Origin of the sequence: Streptomyces sp. NPDC102441 (genome assembly GCF_044765585.1) — a bacterium.
In the GTDB taxonomy this organism is placed as follows: Bacteria; Actinomycetota; Actinomycetes; order Streptomycetales; family Streptomycetaceae; genus Streptomyces.
On sequence record NZ_JBIWKH010000004.1, the window covers coordinates 542,702 to 563,161 of the forward strand.

The following is a 20,460-nucleotide window of genomic DNA, read 5'->3' on the forward strand; positions in this document are numbered from 1 at the left end:
AACAACCCGCCGGGGCGCCCCCCCCCCGGGGGCCCCCCCGGGCCCCGGCCGGGGGGGGGTTGCCCCCCCCCCCCCCGGGGGGGCCCCCCCCCCGGGGGGGGGGGCCCCCCCCACATGTCTCTCTCCCCGTGGTCCTGAAGGTCACCAGGCCGTCGCGGCCGGGCTCTTCTCCGAAGGCAGCAGCACCCACAGCGCCAGGTAGAGCAGGAACTGGGGGCCGGGGAGCAGACACGAGACCAGGAAGATGACACGCATCGTCCCTGCGGAGGTGGAGAAGCGCTGTGCCAGCGCCGCGCACACTCCACCGATCATGCGTCCGTCACGGGGGCGGGCAAGTGCGGCCATGGTGAGCTCCTTCGCGAACCGTTTCGGGGAGCAGCTCCGTCGTGCTCCCGGTACCTCCATAGTGGCCCCGGGGCGGGGGACAAAGCATCGCTCTACGGTGCGATACCGACCCTGGAAATCGTCGGGGTAGATCCCTGAGGGGCCTCACCCCGGGACGACAGGGCCCCGATCCGGGCCAGGTCGCCGGCCCCCGCCCGGTTGCCCCGGCGCAGCCGTGACCGCGACAGGGGGACGACCAGCAGATGGGCCAGCGCGACGCCCGCGGTGTTCAGCAGCAGCGAGTCGACGTCGACGACCTGGCCGGGCACGCCCGTCTGCCCCAGCTCGATCGCCATCGAGGTCAGGGCGCCGGCCGCGACCGTACGGGCCAGTGAGGCCCACGGGGAGACCAGCAGCCTGCCGCCGGCCATCGGCAGCAGTATGCCCAGCGGGGCCAGGAGCAGCAGGCCCTCACCGATATGGCGTACCGCCTCGGCCGGGCCCAGGGCGAGGTCGGCCCTGATCCCGGCGAACGGCTGGAAGTTCGCGGCCGTCATCCAGGGCACGTCCAGCGGGCGCAGCGTCAGCCAGCAGACGAACAGAAGATGCACGAGAAGGAGGAGTCCCCCCGCCGCGCGGAAGCGGATGACGGCCGAGCCGTCCGAACTGTGACGCACGTGCACCAAGACGTCACCACCCGCAGGATCGGTTCCGCCCGCGGCGTCATTGGCAAGCCGGAGATCCCGATACGGGCCGAATCGGACGCGGAGTCGTCACCGGCATCCCGGTGACCGGCCGCTACAGGCCGAGCGCGCCCAGCGTGGGGACCTCGGCGGAGAGGCTCTTCGTCTCCGACGTGCACAGGTATCCACGCGGGGCGTAGTCGCCCGGCCCGCCGAGCACCACCGAACCCCCGGATCCGAGGGACTCGCTGTCCGCGTACGAACACACCACCTGCGCGAGCGCCTCCGCCGTGAGGTCGTCCGGCTGCTCGCTGAGGCGCAGCGTGCCCGCCGGGTCCCCCTTGTGGGCGGCGGTGACCCGCAGGGCCGCCGGGACATCGGTGGAGAAACCGGCGCGCCGCTCATCGGCGTCCGGATCCCGCTGGAGCTCGCTCAGGAGCGCCTGCGCGATCAGGAGGGGCTCGGACCGTGACTCGTCGACCTCGACCGTGCGCTCCACCGTCACCAGCTGCGAGGCGCAGACCAGATAGACCCGTGCGGGCACGGTCCCCGGCGGCGGCGCGGTCGTCTCCGCCGACGCGGTCCGGCACGGCATCCGGGACGGCGCCGCGCCGGCGTCGACCGGCACCGAGGTGCTGCGGATGCCGCAGCCCGCCGCCAGCGCCGCACAGGCCACGACGGCGGCCAGCGCGGCAACGGGCCGGGCGGGGCCCCGGCCGGGCCTGCGCGGTGCGCCGTACGTCCGCTCGCTGCGCATCACTTGGCGTCGCCCTTCTCGTTCCGGTCCGCGTCGTCCGGCTCGTCCGGCTCCGTGTCGCGCGGAAGGCGCAGCACGAACACCGCACCTTCGCCGTCCGGCAGGTTCGAGGCCGTGATGTCACCGCCGTGGATGTGCGCGTTCTCCACCGCGATGGACAGGCCGAGACCGCTGCCTTCGGAGCGTGGGCGAGAGGCGCTCGCCTTGTAGAAGCGGTCGAACACATGGGGCAGGACCTCTTCGGGGATGCCCGGGCCGTGGTCGCGTACCTCGATGACCAGCTCGTCCTCGTCGGTCCGTACCGACACCCGCACCGGTGACCCGCCGTGCTTGAGGGCGTTGCCGATCAGATTCGCCAGGATCACGTCGAGCCGGCGCGGATCCAGCCGCACCATGATGCCGCGCTCCGCGTCCAGATCGACCGCGTCCAGCCAGGCGCGGGCGTCGATGCAGGCGGTCACCTGGTCGGCGACGTCGACCGTGTCCAGGACGAGGCGGGCCGTACCGGCGTCGAAGCGGGTGACCTCCATGAGGTTCTCGACCAGGTCGTTGAGCCGCCGGGTCTCGCTCACCACCAGGTGCACGGCCGGAGCGATCATCGGGTCCAGGCTGTCCGCCTCGTCCTCCAGCACCTCCGCGACCGCCGTGATCGCGGTCAGCGGGGTGCGCAGCTCGTGCGACATGTCGGCGACGAACCTCCGGCTCGACTCCTCCCGCGCGCTCATGTCCGCGACCTTCTTCTCCAGGGAGCCCGCGGCCTTGTTGAACGTGTGGGACAGATCGGCGAGTTCATCGGTGCCGGAGACCACGAGCCGGGTGTCGAGCTTGCCCTCACCGAGTTTGCGGGCCGCGTCGCCGAGCCGCTGCACCGGCCGCAGCACGGTCGTCGCCGCGGCCTGGGCGAGGAGAGCCGAGCCGACCAGGGCCAGCGCCGTGGCGATGGCCAGGGACCACGCCAGCGAGTTGAGGTCCTGACGCTCCTGGTCGAGCGACTTCAGCATGTACCCGGCGGGACCACCACCGATGACCTTCGTCCCGGCCACCAGGTAGGGGGTGCCGCCCAGCGTCGTACGCTGCCAGAACAGGTGGTACTCAACGGTGTTGGCCGACGTCAGCGACTGCTTCTTGTTCACCTGTCTCTGCAGCGAGGCCGGCACGTCGGCCTTGGTGAAGGAGTCGAGGTCGGACGACCCGGCGACGGGTTTGCCGTCACGGGCGCCGATCAGCAGCACGTGGTAGCCCGGCCCGCTGGTGGCCATCTGCTCGGCGGCGTCCCGCAGATCGACGGCCGTGGGCTCCAGCGGGAGCGAGGCCGCGCGGTTCTGCATCTGACGGCGGAAGTCACCGAGCGCCGTGTCCTGCGTACGCGTCAGGACGGCCTCGCGGTTGAGCCAGTAGGCGATGCCCGAAGCGGACACCGCCGCCACCAGCGCCACCAGCGCGAACACGATCAGAAGCCGCAGCCGCAGGCTGGTCCAGCGAAGACCCGCGCGTATGGAACGCTTCGCGGAATCGCTCACTGAGGCGAATCCAGCCGGTAGCCCACACCCCGCACGGTACGGATCAGGGTCGGCGAGGACGGCACGTCCTCCACCTTCGCCCGCAACCGCTGCACACAGGCGTCCACCAGCCGCGAGTCACCGAGATAGTCGTGCTCCCACACCAGGCGGAGCAACTGCTGCCGGGACAGGGCCTGTCCCGGCCGGCGGCTCAGCTCGAGCAGAAGCCGCAGCTCGGTCGGCGTGAGCTGCAGGTCCTCCCCGTCCTTCGTGACGGTCATCGCGGAACGGTCGATGACGACACTTCCGAACGTGGCCGAGTCGGTGGACTCTCTCTCCCCGCGGCGCAGGACCGCGCGGATACGGGCATCGAGCACCCGGCCCTGTACGGGTTTCACGACATAGTCGTCCGCGCCGGACTCCAGTCCCACCACGACGTCGATATCGTCGCTGCGCGCGGTCAGCAGAATGATCGGCAGTTGGTCGGTACGCCGGATACGCCGGCACACCTCGAAACCGTCGATTCCGGGCAGCATCACATCCAGCACGACCAGGTCCGGCCGCTGCTCCCGGAGCAGCTCCAGGCCGTCCTCTCCCGTCGCCGCGGTGGCCACACGGTGGCCCTGGCGTGACAGTGAGAGTTCGAGGGCCGTGCGGATGGCGTCATCGTCCTCGATCAGCAACAGGAAAGGCACAGGGGCCATTCTGGCCCATGGTGGTGCCACGTTTCGACAATCCCCCCGACTTGATCCGTAGACGTGATCCCGGCTCGGTCTCCGACATGGCCTGTGACAGCTCTGTGACAGTCGGGGGACAGTGCCATGAAACTGCCCCGGCAAGCTCGTTGGAACACGGAACGAACGGACTCCACCGATGGGGGGCGCCAGATGAACGCACTGCACAGCACCACCTCAAGCGCAGTTGTCACGCGCCTTCACGACGTCGGGCGGAGCCCGGAGAAGTCCGGCGCCGGGGGGCGGGGGCGCGCATGTGGCGCCGGACGTCAGCACTCGTCGTACCTGACGATGATCGACGTGCCCACGGGGGAAAACGGGGGCAGCGCGCACGGAGAGGGTTCGGGGGAGCGGAAGCCCCTGGAACGGACGGAGGACGCCGAAGCGGCGTTCACCGCCTACGTCCAGGAGCGCCGCGCCTCCCTGTACGCGACCGCCTATCACCTGACCGGCGACCGGTTCGAGGCCGAGGACCTGCTGCAGAGCGCCCTCTTCTCGACGTACCGGGCGTGGGACAGGATCAGCGACAAGGCGGCCGTCGGCGGGTACCTCCGCCGCACCATGACCAACCTGCACATCAGCGCGTGGCGCAGGCGCAAGCTCAACGAATACCCGACCGAGGAGCTGCCGGAGACGGTGGGCGACACGGACGCGATGCGCGGCACGGAGCTGCGGGCGGTGCTCTGGCAGGCGCTCGCACGGCTGCCGGAACTCCAGCGCACGATGCTGGTCCTCCGCTACTACGAGGGCCGCACGGACCCGGAGATCGCGTCCATCCTCGACATCAGTGTCGGCACGGTGAAGTCGAGCATCTGGCGGTCACTCCGCCGGCTGCGCGAGGACGAGGTCCTCAGCTTCGGCCGTGACGAGGAGGAGTCCTTCGGCGAGCTGGTGGCCTGAGGTCTACGGGGGCGCGGGGGGAGCAACACCGGGGGAACACGGGGGAGCAACACCAGGGGGACACGGGGGAAAGGCCGCAGCTTCGGGGGAGGCGGCGGCACGGGGGTGGTACGCAGCAGGGGCGGACAGGCCGGGGGGTCCTGTCCGCCCCCGCCGCGTTTTCCGGGGCCCGGGCTCCGCGCTCAGTTGGGCACCCGGCTCCGCGGGGTGCTGCACCGTCCCGCCGCCGCGGCGGCCAGGCGGCCCAGGGCCTCCTGCTTGGCGCACGGGTAGGCGCCGAGCGCCGTCTGGCGGGCCACGATGCGGCGCTCGGCGCGCATCAGGCGCCAGCCGCGCCGCAGCAGGAACGGCACCGACTTGCGGCCCTCCCGCAGATCGCGCACCAGGCGCCGGCGGAACGTCGTCGACGGCCGGCCGCGCAGGCACAGCGCGTCCGCGAGCAGGCCCAGTTCCTGGCAGCGCTCCACGATGTCCGCCGCGAAGATGCCCTCCGCGACGAAGAGCGGCGTGCGTTCGATGTCGAGCGTCTCGCGGCCCGTCCGTGAGCTCGTGGCGATGTCGTACAGGGGTACGGACGTACGCCCCGCTCGGCACAGCTCCGCTATGGCCGCGACCGCGCCGTCCGCGTCCCAGGACAGGGCCGAGTCCCAGTCGATGTCCACGCTGCCGGTGACCCGCGGCAGTGTCGGATCGTTGGCCTCCTTGTAGAAGTCGTCCAGGCGTAGCACCGGGAGACCGCTGCGGGCCGCGAGGGACGACTTGCCGGAGCCGGACGGACCGGCGAGCAGCACGACGCGCGTGGGGATCGGTTGGGAACTCACAGGACAGAAGTGTGAGGCATTGACCCGCGTAGGGGATCCCCGGGAGGTCCTGTTGGTATCGAGCATCACACCTCAACTACTCTGCGCGCACGGATGATTACCCGACACGTCCCGATCAGGTGGGAAAACATGGCACGTCATGCACTGTCCAAGCCCCGGAAACGCACCTTGCTGCGCGCCGGTCTGACCCTCACCGCGCTGGGCGCGGCGCTCGGCGCGGGAGGTGCGGCGGCCCAGGCGGCGCCGCTGCCCGCCCCGCCCGCGACCGGCGCGGACACCGCGGACAGCACCCTGGGGGCGGTCAACGAAGCGGCGGAGCCCGCGCTGAGCAGCGTGCTCGGTTACGGGATCGTGGGCGCCGTCAAGCCCGTGACCGAACTCCAGCTGGATCCCCTGGCCGGTACGGGCGTGGACCCGCTGGACAACGCCGTGGGAACCCAGGTCGCCGACTTCAAGCCCGTGACCACCGCGATCGTCACGGACCCGGTGACCAGTGGTGCCGCGCTCGGTGATCTGCCCGTGGTCGGAGAGGTGACCGGTCTGATCACCGGCTGATCCGGCGTACGCATGCGTGTGGGGCCGCCGGGGAGACGGCCCCACACGTGCCTGCCGGGTCAGTACGAGGAGCCGGAGGCCCCCAGGGCACCCGTGGGGTGCCAGACCGTCTTGGTCTCCAGGAAGGCCGTCAGGCGGTGCGTGCCGGGATCGGCCGACCAGTCGTCACCGTCCACAGCCTGTGGACGCGACACCCGCTTCAGGTTGTCGGCCGCCGCGATCTCCAGCTCCTTCGCCAGAGCGGCGTCGGCCCCCGTGAGGTCGATGGCGTTGACGTCCTGGTGGGACGCCAGCGGGGCCGCGAGCTCCGCCGTCCTCCCCGACAGGATGTTCACCACACCGCCGGGCAGGTCGGAGGTCGCCAGGACCTCGCCCAGCGAGAGCGCGGGCAGCGGGGCGTCGGCCGAGGCGAGGACGACCGCCGTGTTCCCCGTGGCGATCACCGGGGCGACCACCGACACCAGGCCCAGGAACGACGACTCCTGCGGGGCCAGAACCGCGACCACGCCCGTCGGCTCCGGGGTGGACAGGTTGAGGAACGGGCCTGCGACCGGGTTCGCCCCGCCCACGACCTGGCCGATCTTGTCCGTCCAGCCCGCGTACCAGACCCAGCGGTCGACCGCAGCGTCCACGACGGCCGCCGCCTTGGACTTCGACAGCCCCTCGGCGTCCGCCACCTCCCGTACGAACTGCTCCCGGCGGCCCTCCAGCATCTCCGCGACGCGGTAGAGGACCTGGCCGCGGTTGTACGCGGTAGCGCCGGACCAGCCGCCGAACGCCTTGCGCGCGGCCACGACCGCGTCACGCGCGTCCTTGCGGGAGGACTGCGGGGCGTTCGCCAGCCACTTGCCCTTTGCGTCGCTCACCTCGTACACCCGGCCGCTCTCGGAGCGGGGGAACTTGCCCCCGACGTACAGCTTGTAGGTCTTGAAGACGCTCAGTCGCCCGTCAGACATCGAGGTAGGCCTCCAGACCGTGACGGCCGCCCTCGCGGCCGAAGCCCGACTCCTTGTATCCGCCGAACGGCGAGGTCGGGTCGAACTTGTTGAACGTGTTGGCCCAGATGACGCCCGCACGGAGCTTGTTCGCCACCGCGAGGATGCGGGAGCCCTTGTCGGTCCAGATGCCCGCCGAGAGGCCGTACTGGCTGTTGTTGGCCTTCGCGACGGCCTCGTCGGGCGTACGGAAGGTCAGCACCGACAGCACCGGGCCGAAGATCTCGTCGCGGGCGACGGTGTGCGCCTGGGTGACGTTCGTGAAGAGCGTCGGGGGGAACCAGTAACCGGCGGACGGGAGCTCGCACGGAGCGGACCACCGCTCGGCGCCCTCGGCCTCGCCCGTCTCGACGAGCGCGCTGATCCGGGAGAGCTGCTCCGCGGAGTTGATCGCGCCGATGTCGGTGTTCTTGTCCAGCGGGTCGCCGAGCCTGAGCGTGGACAGCCGGCGCTTGAGGGAGTGCAGCACCTCGTCGTGCACGGACTCCTGTACGAGGAGCCGCGAGCCCGCGCAGCAGACCTGGCCCTGGTTGAAGAAGATGCCGGTGACGATGCCCTCGACGGCCTGGTCGACGGGGGCGTCGTCGAAGACGATGTTGGCGCCCTTGCCGCCCAGTTCGAGCGTGGCCTTCTTGTCCGTGCCCGCGATCTGCCGGGCGATTGCCTTGCCGACGGCGGTCGAACCGGTGAAGGCGACCTTGTTGACGTCGGGGTGCTCGACGAGGGCCGAGCCCGCGTCGCCGTACCCGGTCAGGATGTTGACGACACCCTTGGGCAGGCCCGCCTGGCGGCAGATGTCGGCGAAGAACAGGGCCGACAGCGGAGTCGTCTCCGCCGGCTTGAGCACCACCGTGTTGCCGGTGGCGAGCGCCGGGGCGATCTTCCAGGCCAGCATCAGGAGCGGGAAGTTCCACGGGATGATCTGGCCGGCGACACCGAGCGGTCGCGGGTTCGCCCCGTACCCGGCGTGGTCGAGCTTGTCGGCCCAGCCCGCGTAGTAGAAGAAGTGCGCGGCGACCAGCGGGAGGTCCGCGTCGCGGGTCTCCTTGATCGGCTTGCCGTTGTCCAGGGTCTCCAGGACGGCGAGCTCGCGGGAGCGCTCCTGGATGATCCGGGCGATCCGGAAGAGGTACTTGGCGCGCTCGGAGCCGGGCAGCGCCGACCACTTCTCGAAGGCCCTGCGGGCCGCCTTCACGGCACGGTCCACGTCCTCGGCGCCTGCTCGCGCGACCTCGGAGAGCACCTCCTCGGTGGACGGGCTGACCGTCTTGAAGACCTTGCCGTCGGCCGCCTCGGTGAACTCGCCGTCGATGAACAGGCCGTACGAGGGGGCGATGTCGACGACGGAGCGGGACTCCGGGGCCGGTGCGTAATCGAATGCGGATGCCATGGCGTATCAGTCCACCGTCACGTAATCGGGGCCGGAGTAACGGCCGGTGCTGAGCTTCTGGCGCTGCATCAGCAGGTCGTTCAGCAGGCTGGAGGCGCCGAAGCGGAACCAGTGGCTGTCCAGCCAGTCCTCGCCCGCCGTCTCGTTGACCAGGACGAGGAACTTGATCGCGTCCTTGGAGGTGCGGATGCCGCCCGCGGGCTTCACGCCGATCTGTACGCCCGTCTGCTCCCGGAAGTCGCGTACGGCCTCCAGCATCAGCAGGGTGTTCGCCGGGGTGGCGTTCGTCCCGACCTTGCCGGTCGACGTCTTGATGAAGTCCGCCCCCGCCAGCATCCCGAGCCAGGAGGCCCGCCGGATGTTGTCGTACGTGGACAGCTCGCCGGTCTCGAAGATCACCTTGAGCCGCGCGGAGCCGCACTCGGCCTTCACGGCGGTGATCTCCTCGTAGACCTTGAGATAGCGGCCGGAGAGAAAGGCGCCGCGGTCGATCACCATGTCGATCTCGTCGGCCCCGGCCGCCACGGCGTCGCGTACGTCCGCGAGCTTGACGTCCAGCGCGGCGCGCCCGGCGGGGAAGGCGGTCGCGACGGAGGCGACCTTCACCCCGGAGCCGGCCAGCGCGGCGACGGCGGTCGCCGCCATGTCGGGATAGACACAGAGCGCCGCGGTGCGCGGAGTCGTGCGGTCGGTCGGGTCGGGATTGACGGCCTTGGCGGCGAGAGCCCGGACCTTGCCCGGGGTGTCCGCGCCTTCCAGCGTCGTCAGGTCGATCATCGAGATGGCGAGATCGATGGCGTACGCCTTGGCGGTCGTCTTGATCGATCGGGTGCCGAGGGAGGCCGCGCGCGCTTCGAGGCCGACGGTGTCGACGCCGGGCAGCCCGTGCAGGAAGCGGCGCAGCGCACTGTCGGACGCCGTCGCGTCGGCGAGTGGGGGTCCCCCCTGCTCGAACGGAGCTGAGAGCTTGGGGGAGGGAGCAGTGGTGGGCATGGTCACCACATGAGCATATCTACGCGCGTAGCGACCTGTACAGGGGCCTCCCCGTTTACGTGCCTTCCACGGCTGTACGAGGCCTCCGGGCACCCCGCCGCTCCCCGTCAGGCAGAATCGGTCCCATGACGAGCCCCACACCCCCCGCCGAGCCCGCCTACGCCGACCGGACCTTCCGGTCGGGCGCCGGGCTGGTCAGCGGCGTGCTGCTGATCCTGCTGGTCGGCTGGATCGGCGGCGACGCGGTGGTCCAGGGCAAGGGGTGGGTGCCGTGGCTGTCGCTGGCCGCGCTGCTGACGGTGATCCCGCTGATCGTGGCGTTCACGCTGCGGCCGGCCGTGTTCGCCGACGCGGAGCGGATCCGGATCCGCAACCCGTTCCGCACGATCGTGCTGCCCTGGACGGATGTCTCCACGGTGCGCGCCGCGTATTCGAGCGAGGTCTTCACCCACAGCGGCGACAAGTACCAGCTGTGGGCGGTCCCCGTCTCGCTGCGCGAGCGCAAGCGCGCCGCCAGGAAGGCCGGCCAGCAGGCGCACGACGACCCGTACGGCCGGACCTCCGTGCACGCCGACGTCCGCGACTCCGCCGCCCGCTCGGCGGCCGCCGACCAGACGGTGGGCGACCTGCGGGAGCTCGCCGAGGGCGCAGCCGCCCGCAAGGAGCAGGGCACGACCACGGCGTCGGTCCGCTGGGCCTACGAGGTGATCGCCCCGGCCGTGGTCGGCGCGGTACTGCTCGTGGTGCTGCTCGCGATCGGCTGAGGTGCTGGGGGCGGCGCTGATGGCCGTCGGCGCTGAGGCCGCGGAGGCCCGGGCCTGGGGTCACGTCCCGGCACGGGACGGATGGCGAGGCTGTGTGTGCTGGCCTTGGGCGTTCCGCTGGTGACGTGCAGTGGGTTGACGTGCTGACCATGCGGGCGACTGGCCTGATGGGCCTCGCCCGTGGGCAAGGGGGAGCGCAGGATTACTGACGACGGCAGACGGCGCTGCTGGTCAGGTGGTCTCTGTGCCCTGGGCTTGGGGTTCATCGCCGGATCTCGGTAATTGAGCTACGAAAAGATGCTGAAAAGCAAGGACGTGGCAGCACTCACGAGCATGGCAATCCTTATCCCCGGCATAGCAGGTTTTTCCCGCCTCCCCGCCCACTCGATAAGTGCGCCTGCCGCAATGAGCCCCACCAGACGACCGTAGCTGAAATTCGCAAAGTTCGTCGAACCTATCCTTCGAAAACTCGGCGCAACGAATCAAGAATAACAATCCTCTGCATTTACTTGAGAATGGCACTGCGTGCGTCATGCCTACCCGAAGCGTCTTGCGTGTAGGGGTGTCGACCGCCACGGTGAAGCGGCATGTCCGCGTACTGCGGGAACTCGGTGCGCTCGGGTGGGTGCGGCACGGGTCCCGGCGCAACCTGGGCCTGCCCGGCCGGGCGTACGCGGGCACGGCGACGATCTACGCGGCGACGATTCCTGTGGACTTCGACCAGGCGATGGGGCATCGGCTGAGTGGGGCCGGGTACGGGGCCCGGGTCGTCGGCGTGACCGAGGCAGGGCGTCGGACGACAGCGAGGGCCGCCCGCCCCGCCCGCAGCCCGGCTGTTTCGGCCGACGGTTCGGTCGGGCGTGCACCCCAATCCCCTGGGCTTTGCCCCCGCATACGGAAAGCCCGATCCAGGCCTGGTGCTCGCGGCCGTCGACGTGCTCGGCGAGGGCCAGGCGCGGCGGCTCTACACCCACAGCCTCGTCCATCAGGCGCTGAACCGCAGGGCTCAGTGATAGCCCAGCGTTCCCGGAGAGTCGATGTCCACGGTCACCACGCCGGGTGGGTAGAGGTTCTCGTGGCCGGTTAGCAGGATCGACATTCCGGTGAACTCGGCTCGGGGTGACGCGCAGTACAGTGCGTGACACGTGTCAGGCCTGCCGAAGCCGTCTCGCACCAGGGTTCCCACCGTCACCGAGGCGACAGTATCGAGTGTGTCGACGCTGACTGAGGAAAAGGCCAGGGCCGCTCTGCCCGCGTCGGCGTCGTCCGCTTCCGCCTGCATCAGACACAGTGCGGGCACCCAGAGGCGGTCTCCGGGAGTCTTCGCCATATTGGCGGCCAACTGGTTGAGTACTTTGTGCCCTTCGGCCAGTGCGGCCACGGCACTCGTGTCGAGGATGATCACGCGGCCGTGCCCCTGGCGGCCCTTACCTTTTCCGCCGCGATCCGGTAGATATTGCTCAGCACGTCGGGGCCCTGGTCGAATTCCTCGTCAGCCAGATCGACGCCCATGTTCCGGCGGGCCGCCGCACGGTCGGCTTCCAGTCGCTCGGCGATCTGCGTTTCGGTGAGTTCGTGTGCGGCGAGCTGCTGCACGAGCTGGCCCAGCGTGAGGCCGCGCTCGGCCGCCAGAGCCGCGAGATGGTCGCGGGTTTCTCGCGGAACCTGAATCGTGGTGTTAGCCATAGTGGAACTATAGCCATTCCATGGTGCCTGTGCGGCTGGTTGCCGGAGTAGCCCACCGCACAGGCAGACCTCAGATCCCCGCGGCCGTCGCCAGGTCGCGCTTGATGCCGGCCAGCAACTCCGCGCCCCTCGCGCGAGCCTCCGGGAGCCCGGCGGCGTCGGTGACCGGGACCACGACCTCCAGGTAGCACTTGAGCTTCGGCTCCGTGCCGCTCGGGCGGACGATCACCCTGGCGCCCGTGAGGTGGTAGCGCAGGCCGTCCGTGGGCGGCAGGGTGTCCGTGCCCTGCGAGAGGTCCTCGGCCGAGGTGACCGGGAGGCCCGCCAGGGCGGTCGGGGGTGTCTCGCGCAGGCGCCGCATGGCGTTCGCGATGACCGTCAGGTCCTCGACCCGGACCGACAGCTGGTCCGTGGCGTGCAGGCCGTGTTCGAGGGCGAGGTCGTCCAGCAGGTCGAGGAGGGTGCGGCCCTTCTCCTTGAGTGCGGAGGCGAGTTCGGCGATCAGCAGCGCGGCCGTGATGCCGTCCTTGTCGCGGACGCCCTCCGGGTCCACGCAGTAGCCCAGGGCCTCCTCGTAGCCGTAGCGCAGGCCCTCGACGCGGGCGATCCACTTGAAGCCCGTCAGCGTCTCCTCGTAGCCGAGGCCCGCCTTCTCGGCGATCCTGCCGAGCAGGGACGAGGAGACGATCGACTCGGCGAACACGCCCGTGACGCCCCTGGACACCAGGTGGGCGGCGAGCAGCGCGCCTACCTCGTCGCCGCGCAGCATCCGCCAGCCGCCGTCGGCCGCAGGGTCCGGGACGGCGACGGCGCAGCGGTCGGCGTCCGGGTCGTTGGCGATGATCAGGTCGGGCTGTGTCCGGCGCGCGGTCGCGAACGCGAGATCCATGGCGCCGGGCTCTTCCGGGTTGGGGAAGGCGACGGTGGGGAACGCGGGGTCGGGGTCCGCCTGTTCGGCCACGAGTACGGGCTCGGGGAAGCCTGCCCGCGCGAAGGCGGCCGTCAGGACGGAGGTGCCTACGCCGTGCATCGCGGTGTAGACCGTCCGCGCGGTGCGGGGGGAGCCGGGGTTCAGGACGGCGTCCGTACGTTCGAGGTAGGCGGCCAGGACCTCTTCGCCGAGGACCTCCCAGCCCGACTCCGGGCGCGGTACGCCGTCGAGGGGGCCGACCGCCGCGATGGCCGCCGCGATCTCCGCGTCGGCCGGGGGCACGATCTGTGAACCGTCGCCGAGGTAGACCTTGTAGCCGTTGTCGCGCGGCGGGTTGTGGCTGGCTGTGACCTCCACGCCCGCGACGGCCCCCAGGTGCCGTATGGCGTACGCGAGGACGGGGGTCGGCAGGGGGCGGGGGAGTACGGCCGCGCGCAGGCCGGCGCCGGTCATCACCGCGGCGGTGTCGCGGGCGAAGTCGGCGGACTTGTAGCGGGCGTCGTAGCCGATGACGACGAGTGCGCCGGACTGGCCCTGTGCCTTCAGGTACGCGGCCAGGCCGGCGGCCGCGCGGATGACTACGGACCGGTTCATGCGCATCGGGCCGGCGCCGATCTCGCCGCGCAGGCCGGCCGTGCCGAACTGGAGCGTGCCGGCGAAGCGGTCCTCCAGGGCGGTGAGGTCGCCGGCGTCGATGAGGCCGGCGAGCTCCGCGCGGGTCTCGGGGTCCGGGTCCTCGGCGAGCCAGGTCCTGGCCCGCGTGATGAGGTCGTCCTGCTGCACGGTGTCCGCCTTTCCGCGGTACGGGGGGGCTGGGATGGAGCCGCTGCGCGGGGCTGTCCGGGGGCTCTGCCCCCGGGCCCCCGCGCCTCAAACGCCGGCGGGGCTGATTTTGGTTGCCCTGTGCCTCAGGGGGCGGGGCGCCTGCGCGAGGTCGGCGGGGGCTCTGCCCCCGGGCCCCCGCGCCTCAAACGCCGGCGGGGCTGATTTTGGGTTGCCCTGTGCCTCAGGGAGGGCGCCTCAAACGCCGGCGGGGCTGGATTTGGTTGCCCTGTGCCTCAAGGGGGAGGCGGATATGCAAGTCGAGCCGGGCAGAATCAAGCCCCTCCGGCGTTTGAGGAGCGGGGGTGCGGGGGCGGAGCCCCTGCTAGACCCGGTCCAGCACCCGTGCCAGCAGCGCGCCCATCCGGGTTGCCGAGTCGCGGCCCGCCTGGAGGACCTCCTCGTGGTTGAGGGGTTCGCCGCTCAGGCCCGCCGCGAGGTTCGTGACCAGGGAGATGCCCAGCACCTCCGCCCCCGCCTCACGCGCCGCGATGGCCTCCAGGACCGTGGACATGCCGACCAGGTCGCCGCCCATGACCCGGACCATGCCGATCTCGGCCGGAGTCTCGTAGTGCGGGCCGGGGAACTGCACGTACACGCCCTCTTCGAGCGTCTCGTCGATCTCCTTGCACAGCGCGCGCAGCCGCGGCGAGTACAGGTTCGTCAGGTCGACGAAGTTGGCGCCGATGATCGGCGAAGCCGCCGTGAGGTTGATGTGGTCGCTGATGAGCACCGGCTGGCCGGGGCGCATGCCCTCGCGCAGGCCGCCGCAGCCGTTCGTCAGGATGATGGTCCCGCAGCCCGCCGCGACCGCCGTACGGACGCCGTGCGCGACCGCCGCCACGCCCTGGCCCTCGTAGTAGTGCGTACGGCCCAGGAAGACCAGGGCGCGCTTCTCCCCGATCCGGTACGAGCGGACCATGCCGCCGTGGCCCTCGACGGCCGGGGCCGGGAAGCCGGGCAGCGCGGTGACCGGGAACTCGGCCTCCGGGACGCCGAGCGCATCGCCCGCGGGGGCCCACCCGGAGCCCATCACGAGAGCGACGTCGTGGGTATCGGCGCCGGTCAGCTCGCGCAGGCGCGCTGCGGCGTCGGCAGCGGCGGCGCGGGGGTCGCCCTGGATGTGGTCCGGAATAACAGATGCGTTCACGCGGATGAGGGTAACCGCTGATTCCCTACGCGCGTAGATGTGTCCGGTGAGAGTCTGGCCGATCGCATTCGTACGTTCGTACAGAAGAGCCCCGGGAAGAGCCCCGGAGGGCGTCGCTCAGCAGGGTCGTTTGCGCAGGCTCATCACATAGTCGTGCGGCGCGCCCGCGGACTCCGCGGCGTCCGCCACCTCACCCAGATAGCGCGCGGAGGGCAGCCCGCCCTCGTAGCTGTTGAGGACGTACATCCAGGCGGGTTCCTCGCCGTCCAGGGTGTGCACCCGCACCCGCATGCGCCGGTAGATGTCGAGGCCGACACCCTCCCAGCGGTCCATGGAGTCCTCGTCCATCGGAGCCAGGTCGTACAGCGCGACGAACACCTGGGAACGGGGTGCCTCCACCACCGTGGCCAGCGCGCCCTCCCAGCCCATCTGCTCCCCGCCGAACGTCAGCCGCCAGCCGTTGAGCCAGCCCGTGCCGCGCAGCGGGGAGTGCGGTGCGCGGCGCGTCATCAGCCGCGCGTCGAGGTTGCCGGCGTACGCGGCGTAGAGCGACATGGGGTCGAGGGTACGGGAGGTGGCGGGGAGCGTGCCGGTTCCGGAGAGGAAAGGCCCGGTCGTGGGCGGTACGCCTGGGCCACGGGCCGTGGCCGGGGCCGGTCCGTTCCCGTATGGAGGGCCCCGGAGCGAAGCAGCTTGGCGCGTGCGGGACAATGAACTACGTACTGCATACGCCGGGGCGATCCCCCGGACCCCCGGCCGGGGCGGCAGACGGCCGTGGGATGACACCACGCGAGGCGGACTTTTCGTGACCCGGATCGTGATCATCGGCGGTGGCCCCGGCGGCTATGAAGCGGCACTGGTCGGCGCCCAGCTCGGCGCGGAGGTGACCGTCGTCGACTGCGACGGCCTCGGCGGCGCTTCGGTACTCACCGACTGCGTGCCCTCCAAGACCCTGATCGCGACGGCCGAGGTGATGACCACCTTCGACTCGTCCTACGAGGAACTCGGCATCATCGTCGCCGACGACACGCCGCACATGGAGCAGGCCGCCCGGGTCGTCGGGGTCGACCTCGGCAAGGTCAACCGGCGCGTCAAGCGCCTCGCGCTCGCCCAGTCCCACGACATCACCGCCTCCGTCACCCGCGCGGGTGCCAGGGTCATGCGCGGCCGGGGCCGGATGGAGGGCCTCCAGGCCGCCGACGGGTCCCGCCAGGTCGTGGTGACCGCCGCCGACGGCACCGAGGAGCGGCTCACCGCCGACGCGGTGCTGATCGCGACCGGCGGCCACCCCCGGGAGATCCCGGACGCCCTGCCCGACGGCGAGCGCATCCTGAACTGGACCCAGGTCTACGACCTGGACGAGCTCCCCGAGGAGCTCATCGTGGTCGGCTCGGGTGTGACGGGTGCCGAGTTCGCCGGCGCCTACCAGGCGCTCGGCTCCCGCGTGACGCTCGTCTCCTCCCGCGACCGGGTGCTCCCGGGCGAGGACCCGGACGCCGCCGCCGTCCTGGAGGACGTCTTCCGGCGCCGCGGGATGAACGTCATGGCCCGCTCCCGCGCCCAGTCGGCCAAGCGCGTCGGTGACCGTGTCGAGGTCACGCTGGCCGACGGCCGCGTCATCTCCGGCACGCACTGCCTCATGGCCGTCGGCGCGATCCCCAACACCGCGGGCATGGGCCTGGAGGAGTCCGGGGTGCAGCTGAAGGAGTCCGGGCACATCCGGACCGACCGGGTCTCGCGCACCAGCGCCCCCGGTGTCTACGCCGCCGGTGACGTCACCGGGATCTTCGCGCTGGCCTCCGTCGCGGCGATGCAGGGCCGGATCGCGATGTACCACTTCCTCGGGGACGCGGTGCAGCCGCTGAACCTCAAGACGGTCTCCGCGAACGTCTTCACCGACCCCGAGATCGCCACCGTCGGTTACAGCCAGGCCGACGTCGACTCCGGCAAGATCGACGCCCGTGTCGTGAAGCTGCCGCTGCTGCGCAACCCGCGCGCCAAGATGCAGGGCATCCGGGACGGCTTCGTCAAGATCCTCTGCCGGCCCGGCACCGGCATCGTCGTCGGCGGCTGTGTCGTCGCGCCGAGGGCCAGCGAGCTGATCCACCCGATCGCGCTCGCCGTGGACAACAACCTGACGGTGGAGCAGATCGCCAACGCGTTCACCGTCTACCCGTCGCTGTCCGGCTCGATCGCCGAAGTGGCACGGCAGTTGCACACCCGTAAGAGTGAGGGCGACGCGTAGCACGCACTGCTCGGAGCGACGACGGGGCCCCCTATACCACTAGGGGGCCCCGTCTATGTACAACTTCTGTTATTCGGCGCAAACTGCTGAAAAACAACCTACGGCCAGGTTACTGTCAGTTTCGTGTTCGCTGCAGAACGTCGTCAATTGATCCTCGAAATGGTGCGCGCCAACGGGGCGGTATCGCTCCGTGAGCTCGCCCGCGTCGTCCAGACCTCCGAAGTGACCGTACGGCGGGACGTGCGGGCACTGGAGGCAGAAGGACTCCTCGACCGCCGGCACGGCGGTGCGGTCTTGCCGGGCGGTTTTACGCGGGAGTCCGGCTTTCCGCAGAAATCCCATCTCTCCACCGCGGAGAAGACGGCCATCGCCGATCTGGCGGCCGGCCTGGTCGGTGAGGGCGAGGCCATCGTGGTCGGCGCCGGAACGACCACGCAGGAGCTGGCCCGCCGGCTCGCCCGGGTACCCGGTCTGACCGTGGTCACCAACTCGCTGCTCGTCGCCCAGGCGTTGGCCCATGCCAACCGGGTGGAAGTGGTGATGACCGGCGGCACCCTGCGCGGGAGCAACTACGCCCTCGTCGGCAGCGGTGCCGAGCAGTCCCTCCAGGGGCTGCGGGTGAGCCGGGCCTTCCTCTCCGGGAGCGGGCTGACCGCTGAACGCGGGCTGTCCACGTCCAACATGCTCTCGGCGAGCGTGGACCGGGCTCTGGTGCAGGCCGCGGCCGAGGTGGTGGTCCTCGCGGACCACACGAAGCTCGGTTCCGACACCATGTTCCAGACGGTGCCCACGGAGCTGATCACCCGTCTGGTGACGGACGAGCCGCCGGTCCACGACGAGCGTGCGGCCACCGAGCTCCAGGCCCTGGCCGACCAGGGTGTGGAGATCACCGTGGCGGGACCCGACTCGGAGTCCAGGGGCGGCGAGCCCGTGCCGCCGGGGCGGCAGCCGCGACAGGACATGCCGCTGCCGGGCCAGCGGCGTACGCAGGGCGGTCATGGGGGGCCTGGAGGTCTCGGTCCGCAGCTGCGGAGCGCCGCCACGATGGCGGACGGGCCGGTGGGCCGGGTCGCGGACCTGCGGCGCCGGTAGCCGGGGAGCTGAGACGGGGGCGCGGGGCCCGGGGCGGGCCCTCGGTCAGTCGCCCGCCGGGTCCGAGGGCGCACGGTCGGTCGGGCCTGCCTTCAGGCCGGTGAGCGTCAGCCTCAGCAGGCGGTCGGCCAGGGCGGGGTCGGCCGGGGTCTGTTCCGCGGCCAGCGCGATCGCGTTCGTCAGCTGGAGAAGGTCGTCGACGGACACGTCCGCCCGCACCGAGCCGCTCGACTTCGCCCGCGTCAGCAGCCGGTCACCCGCCTGACGCAGCGGCACATGGCAGGACGTCAGTGCCGAAGTCCTGTCTCCCGAAGCCGACATGAGTGCCTGTGCCAGGCCGCGGTACTCACCCGCGTGGGTGACGATCGCGCCCAGCCACTCCACCAGCGCGGCGCACGGCTGGTCGGCCCGTGCCAGTTCGCGGGAGCGGTCGAGCAGCGAGGTCAGGGCCTCCTGGAACACCGCGTTCATCAGGGCCTGACGGTTCGGGAAGTGCCGGTAGAGCGTGCCGATGCCCACACCGGCCCGCCGGGCGACGTCCTCCAGCGAGGCATCCGTGCCCTGGGCGGCGAAGGACGTACGGGCCTCGGCCAGCAGCCGGTCGTAGTTGCGGCGCGCGTCGGCGCGCATCGGCCGGGCCGGTGTCGGTGCCGTACTCATCGCCATCACCCTGTCCTCCTGGTGTCCGCTCCCGCGTCCCAAGGATGCCACTGAGGGCCCGGCGGTCGCCGGGCCCTCAGTGTGCAGCAAGGAGAACGCGTGTTCAGTCCTTGATTTCGCAGATCGTGGCGCCGGAGGAGACCGAGGTGCCGACTTCCGCGGCCAGGCCCTTCACGGTGCCGGAGCGGTGGGCGTTGAGGGGCTGTTCCATTTTCATGGCTTCGAGGACGACGACGAGGTCGCCTTCCTTGACTTCCTGGCCCTCTTCGACGGCGATCTTGACGATGGTGCCCTGCATCGGGGAGGCCAGGGTGTCGCCGGAGGCCGCCGAGCCGGACTTCTTCGCCGCACGGCGCTTGGGCTTCGCACCGGCCGCCAGACCCGTACGCGCCAGGCTCATCCCGAGGGAGGAGGGCAGGGAGACCTCCAGGCGCTTTCCGCCGACCTCGACGACGACGGTCTCGCGGCCGGCCTCGTCATCGGCGTCCTGATCGGCCGGGACCGTGAACGGCTTGATGTCGTTGACGAACTCCGTCTCGATCCACCGGGTGTGGATGGTGAACGGATCGGCGGTGAACGCCTCGTCAGCCACCACCGCACGGTGGAACGGGATCGCGGTGGCCATCCCCTCCACCTGGAACTCGGCCAGCGCACGCGCGGCCCGCTGCAACGCCTGCTCACGGGTCGCACCCGTCACGATCAGCTTGGCCAGCAGCGAGTCCCACGCCGGACCGATGACACTCCCGGACTCCACACCCGCGTCCAGACGGACACCGGGGCCGGTGGGCGGAGCGAACAGGGTGACCGTCCCCGGAGCCGGCAGGAAGCCACGGCCCGGGTCCTCACCGTTGATCCGGAACTCGAAGGAGTGCCCCCGCATCTCCGGGTCGCCGTAACCGAGCGCTTCACCGTCGGCGATACGGAACATCTCGCGCACCAGGTCGATACCGGTGACTTCCTCGGTGACCGGGTGCTCGACCTGGAGGCGGGTGTTGACCTCCAGGAAGCTGATCGTGCCGTCCGCACCGACCAGGAACTCCACCGTGCCGGCACCGACGTAGCCGGCTTCCTTCAGGATCGCCTTCGACGCCGCGTACAACTGCTCGTTCTGCGCCTGGGACAGGAAGGGGGCCGGGGCCTCCTCGACCAGCTTCTGATGCCGGCGCTGGAGCGAGCAGTCACGCGTGGACACGACCACGACGTTGCCGTGGGTGTCGGCCAGACACTGGGTCTCCACATGGCGGGGCTTGTCGAGGTAGCGCTCCACGAAGCACTCACCACGGCCGAACGCCGCCACCGCCTCACGCACCGCCGAGTCGTACAGCTCCGGAATCTCCTCCAGGGTGCGGGCGACCTTCAGCCCACGCCCCCCACCACCGAACGCGGCCTTGATCGCGATCGGCAGACCGTTCTCCTCCGCGAACTCCACGACCTCACCCGAACCCGACACCGGATCCGG

22 protein-coding genes are annotated in these 20,460 nt (G+C 70.9%); 6 read left to right on the plus strand and 16 right to left on the minus strand.

The genetic code is table 11. The annotated features are described in order from the left end of the window. Positions 1-141: 141 nt before the first annotated feature. The 5 genes from ACIREO_RS11330 to afsQ1 all read right to left on the minus strand — a co-directional run bounded on the left by ACIREO_RS11330 (position 142) and on the right by afsQ1 (position 3,958). Positions 142-345, minus strand: coding sequence for a PspC domain-containing protein (locus ACIREO_RS11330; RefSeq protein WP_404107486.1), 204 nt, complete (start codon positions 343-345; stop codon positions 142-144). A gap of 92 nt (positions 346-437) precedes the next feature. Next, entirely contained in the window at positions 438-1,007 is a 570-nt protein-coding gene (locus ACIREO_RS11335) for a VanZ family protein (RefSeq protein ID WP_404107542.1), read from the minus strand. A gap of 115 nt (positions 1,008-1,122) precedes the next feature. Continuing rightward, positions 1,123-1,764, minus strand: coding sequence for a hypothetical protein (locus tag ACIREO_RS11340; RefSeq protein ID WP_404107544.1), 642 nt, complete (start codon positions 1,762-1,764; stop codon positions 1,123-1,125). Then, on the minus strand, positions 1,764-3,284 hold the full coding sequence (locus ACIREO_RS11345) for an ATP-binding protein (RefSeq protein ID WP_404107488.1): 1,521 nt from the start codon (positions 3,282-3,284) through the stop codon (positions 1,764-1,766). The genes ACIREO_RS11340 and ACIREO_RS11345 overlap by 1 nt, the downstream gene beginning before the upstream one ends. After that, positions 3,281-3,958 (minus strand): two-component system response regulator AfsQ1, encoded by a 678-nt coding sequence (afsQ1, locus tag ACIREO_RS11350; RefSeq protein ID WP_078580519.1) that lies wholly within the window; start codon positions 3,956-3,958, stop codon positions 3,281-3,283. The genes ACIREO_RS11345 and afsQ1 overlap by 4 nt, the downstream gene beginning before the upstream one ends. Before the next feature lie 192 nt (positions 3,959-4,150). On the opposite strand from afsQ1, the gene ACIREO_RS11355 reads away from it, so the two are divergent. Further along, entirely contained in the window at positions 4,151-4,897 is a 747-nt protein-coding gene (locus tag ACIREO_RS11355) for a SigE family RNA polymerase sigma factor (protein ID WP_404107489.1), read from the plus strand. Between the two features lie 182 nt (positions 4,898-5,079). Here ACIREO_RS11355 and ACIREO_RS11360 read toward each other — a convergent pair whose 3' ends face one another. Further along, complete coding sequence (locus tag ACIREO_RS11360) at positions 5,080-5,784, minus strand: uridine kinase (RefSeq protein ID WP_404107490.1); 705 nt, start codon at positions 5,782-5,784, stop codon at positions 5,080-5,082. A 63-nt stretch (positions 5,785-5,847) separates the two neighbouring features. On the opposite strand from ACIREO_RS11360, the gene ACIREO_RS11365 reads away from it, so the two are divergent. Beyond that, positions 5,848-6,273, plus strand: coding sequence for a hypothetical protein (locus tag ACIREO_RS11365; protein ID WP_404107492.1), 426 nt, complete (start codon positions 5,848-5,850; stop codon positions 6,271-6,273). Positions 6,274-6,332: 59 nt separating this feature from the next. On the opposite strand, the gene ACIREO_RS11370 is transcribed toward ACIREO_RS11365, so the two are convergent. From ACIREO_RS11370 to deoC, 3 genes are read right to left on the minus strand one after another with little or no spacing between them, the layout of a single operon-like run. Then, complete coding sequence (locus tag ACIREO_RS11370) at positions 6,333-7,229, minus strand: aldehyde dehydrogenase family protein (protein WP_404107493.1); 897 nt, start codon at positions 7,227-7,229, stop codon at positions 6,333-6,335. Next, entirely contained in the window at positions 7,222-8,658 is a 1,437-nt protein-coding gene (locus ACIREO_RS11375; RefSeq protein WP_404107495.1) for an aldehyde dehydrogenase family protein, read from the minus strand. The genes ACIREO_RS11370 and ACIREO_RS11375 overlap by 8 nt, the downstream gene beginning before the upstream one ends. Before the next feature lie 6 nt (positions 8,659-8,664). Then, a complete protein-coding gene (deoC, locus tag ACIREO_RS11380) occupies positions 8,665-9,651 on the minus strand; it encodes a deoxyribose-phosphate aldolase (protein WP_404107546.1) in 987 nt (328 codons plus the stop codon). A 125-nt stretch (positions 9,652-9,776) separates the two neighbouring features. On the opposite strand from deoC, the gene ACIREO_RS11385 reads away from it, so the two are divergent. Then, positions 9,777-10,415: a PH domain-containing protein gene (locus tag ACIREO_RS11385; RefSeq protein ID WP_404107496.1), complete on the plus strand. Its 639-nt coding sequence runs from the start codon at positions 9,777-9,779 to the stop codon at positions 10,413-10,415. Positions 10,416-11,275: 860 nt separating this feature from the next. Beyond that, complete coding sequence (locus tag ACIREO_RS11390; protein ID WP_404107498.1) at positions 11,276-11,428, plus strand: hypothetical protein; 153 nt, start codon at positions 11,276-11,278, stop codon at positions 11,426-11,428. On the opposite strand, the gene ACIREO_RS11395 is transcribed toward ACIREO_RS11390, so the two are convergent. The 5 genes from ACIREO_RS11395 to ACIREO_RS11415 form a co-directional block, all read right to left on the minus strand. Beyond that, complete coding sequence (locus ACIREO_RS11395; protein ID WP_404107500.1) at positions 11,422-11,820, minus strand: hypothetical protein; 399 nt, start codon at positions 11,818-11,820, stop codon at positions 11,422-11,424. The two genes, ACIREO_RS11390 and ACIREO_RS11395, sit on opposite strands and share 7 nt — an antisense overlap. Further along, positions 11,817-12,101, minus strand: coding sequence for a hypothetical protein (locus ACIREO_RS11400; protein ID WP_404107501.1), 285 nt, complete (start codon positions 12,099-12,101; stop codon positions 11,817-11,819). The genes ACIREO_RS11395 and ACIREO_RS11400 overlap by 4 nt, the downstream gene beginning before the upstream one ends. Positions 12,102-12,171: 70 nt before the next feature. Further along, the gene (locus ACIREO_RS11405; RefSeq protein WP_404107502.1) at positions 12,172-13,815 is read right to left on the minus strand and encodes a phospho-sugar mutase; all 1,644 of its coding nucleotides are present in this window, start codon (positions 13,813-13,815) and stop codon (positions 12,172-12,174) included. 364 nt (positions 13,816-14,179) lie between these two features. After that, complete coding sequence (locus ACIREO_RS11410; RefSeq protein ID WP_404107504.1) at positions 14,180-15,004, minus strand: purine-nucleoside phosphorylase; 825 nt, start codon at positions 15,002-15,004, stop codon at positions 14,180-14,182. A gap of 117 nt (positions 15,005-15,121) precedes the next feature. Continuing rightward, the gene (locus tag ACIREO_RS11415; RefSeq protein WP_404107506.1) at positions 15,122-15,559 is read right to left on the minus strand and encodes a gamma-glutamylcyclotransferase; all 438 of its coding nucleotides are present in this window, start codon (positions 15,557-15,559) and stop codon (positions 15,122-15,124) included. A 250-nt stretch (positions 15,560-15,809) separates the two neighbouring features. On the opposite strand from ACIREO_RS11415, the gene ACIREO_RS11420 reads away from it, so the two are divergent. Further along, the gene (locus ACIREO_RS11420; protein ID WP_404107507.1) at positions 15,810-17,249 is read left to right on the plus strand and encodes an NAD(P)H-quinone dehydrogenase; all 1,440 of its coding nucleotides are present in this window, start codon (positions 15,810-15,812) and stop codon (positions 17,247-17,249) included. A gap of 123 nt (positions 17,250-17,372) precedes the next feature. Then, a complete protein-coding gene (locus tag ACIREO_RS11425; protein ID WP_404107509.1) occupies positions 17,373-18,341 on the plus strand; it encodes a DeoR/GlpR family DNA-binding transcription regulator in 969 nt (322 codons plus the stop codon). Positions 18,342-18,386: 45 nt separating this feature from the next. Here ACIREO_RS11425 and ACIREO_RS11430 read toward each other — a convergent pair whose 3' ends face one another. Beyond that, positions 18,387-19,007 carry a TetR/AcrR family transcriptional regulator gene (locus tag ACIREO_RS11430; RefSeq protein WP_404107510.1) on the minus strand — a complete coding sequence of 207 codons (621 nt, stop codon included), beginning with the start codon at positions 19,005-19,007 and terminating at the stop codon, positions 18,387-18,389. Positions 19,008-19,104: 97 nt separating this feature from the next. Beyond that, a partial coding sequence (locus ACIREO_RS11435; protein ID WP_404107512.1) for a biotin/lipoyl-containing protein occupies positions 19,105-20,460 on the minus strand: 1,356 nt, incomplete at its 5' end.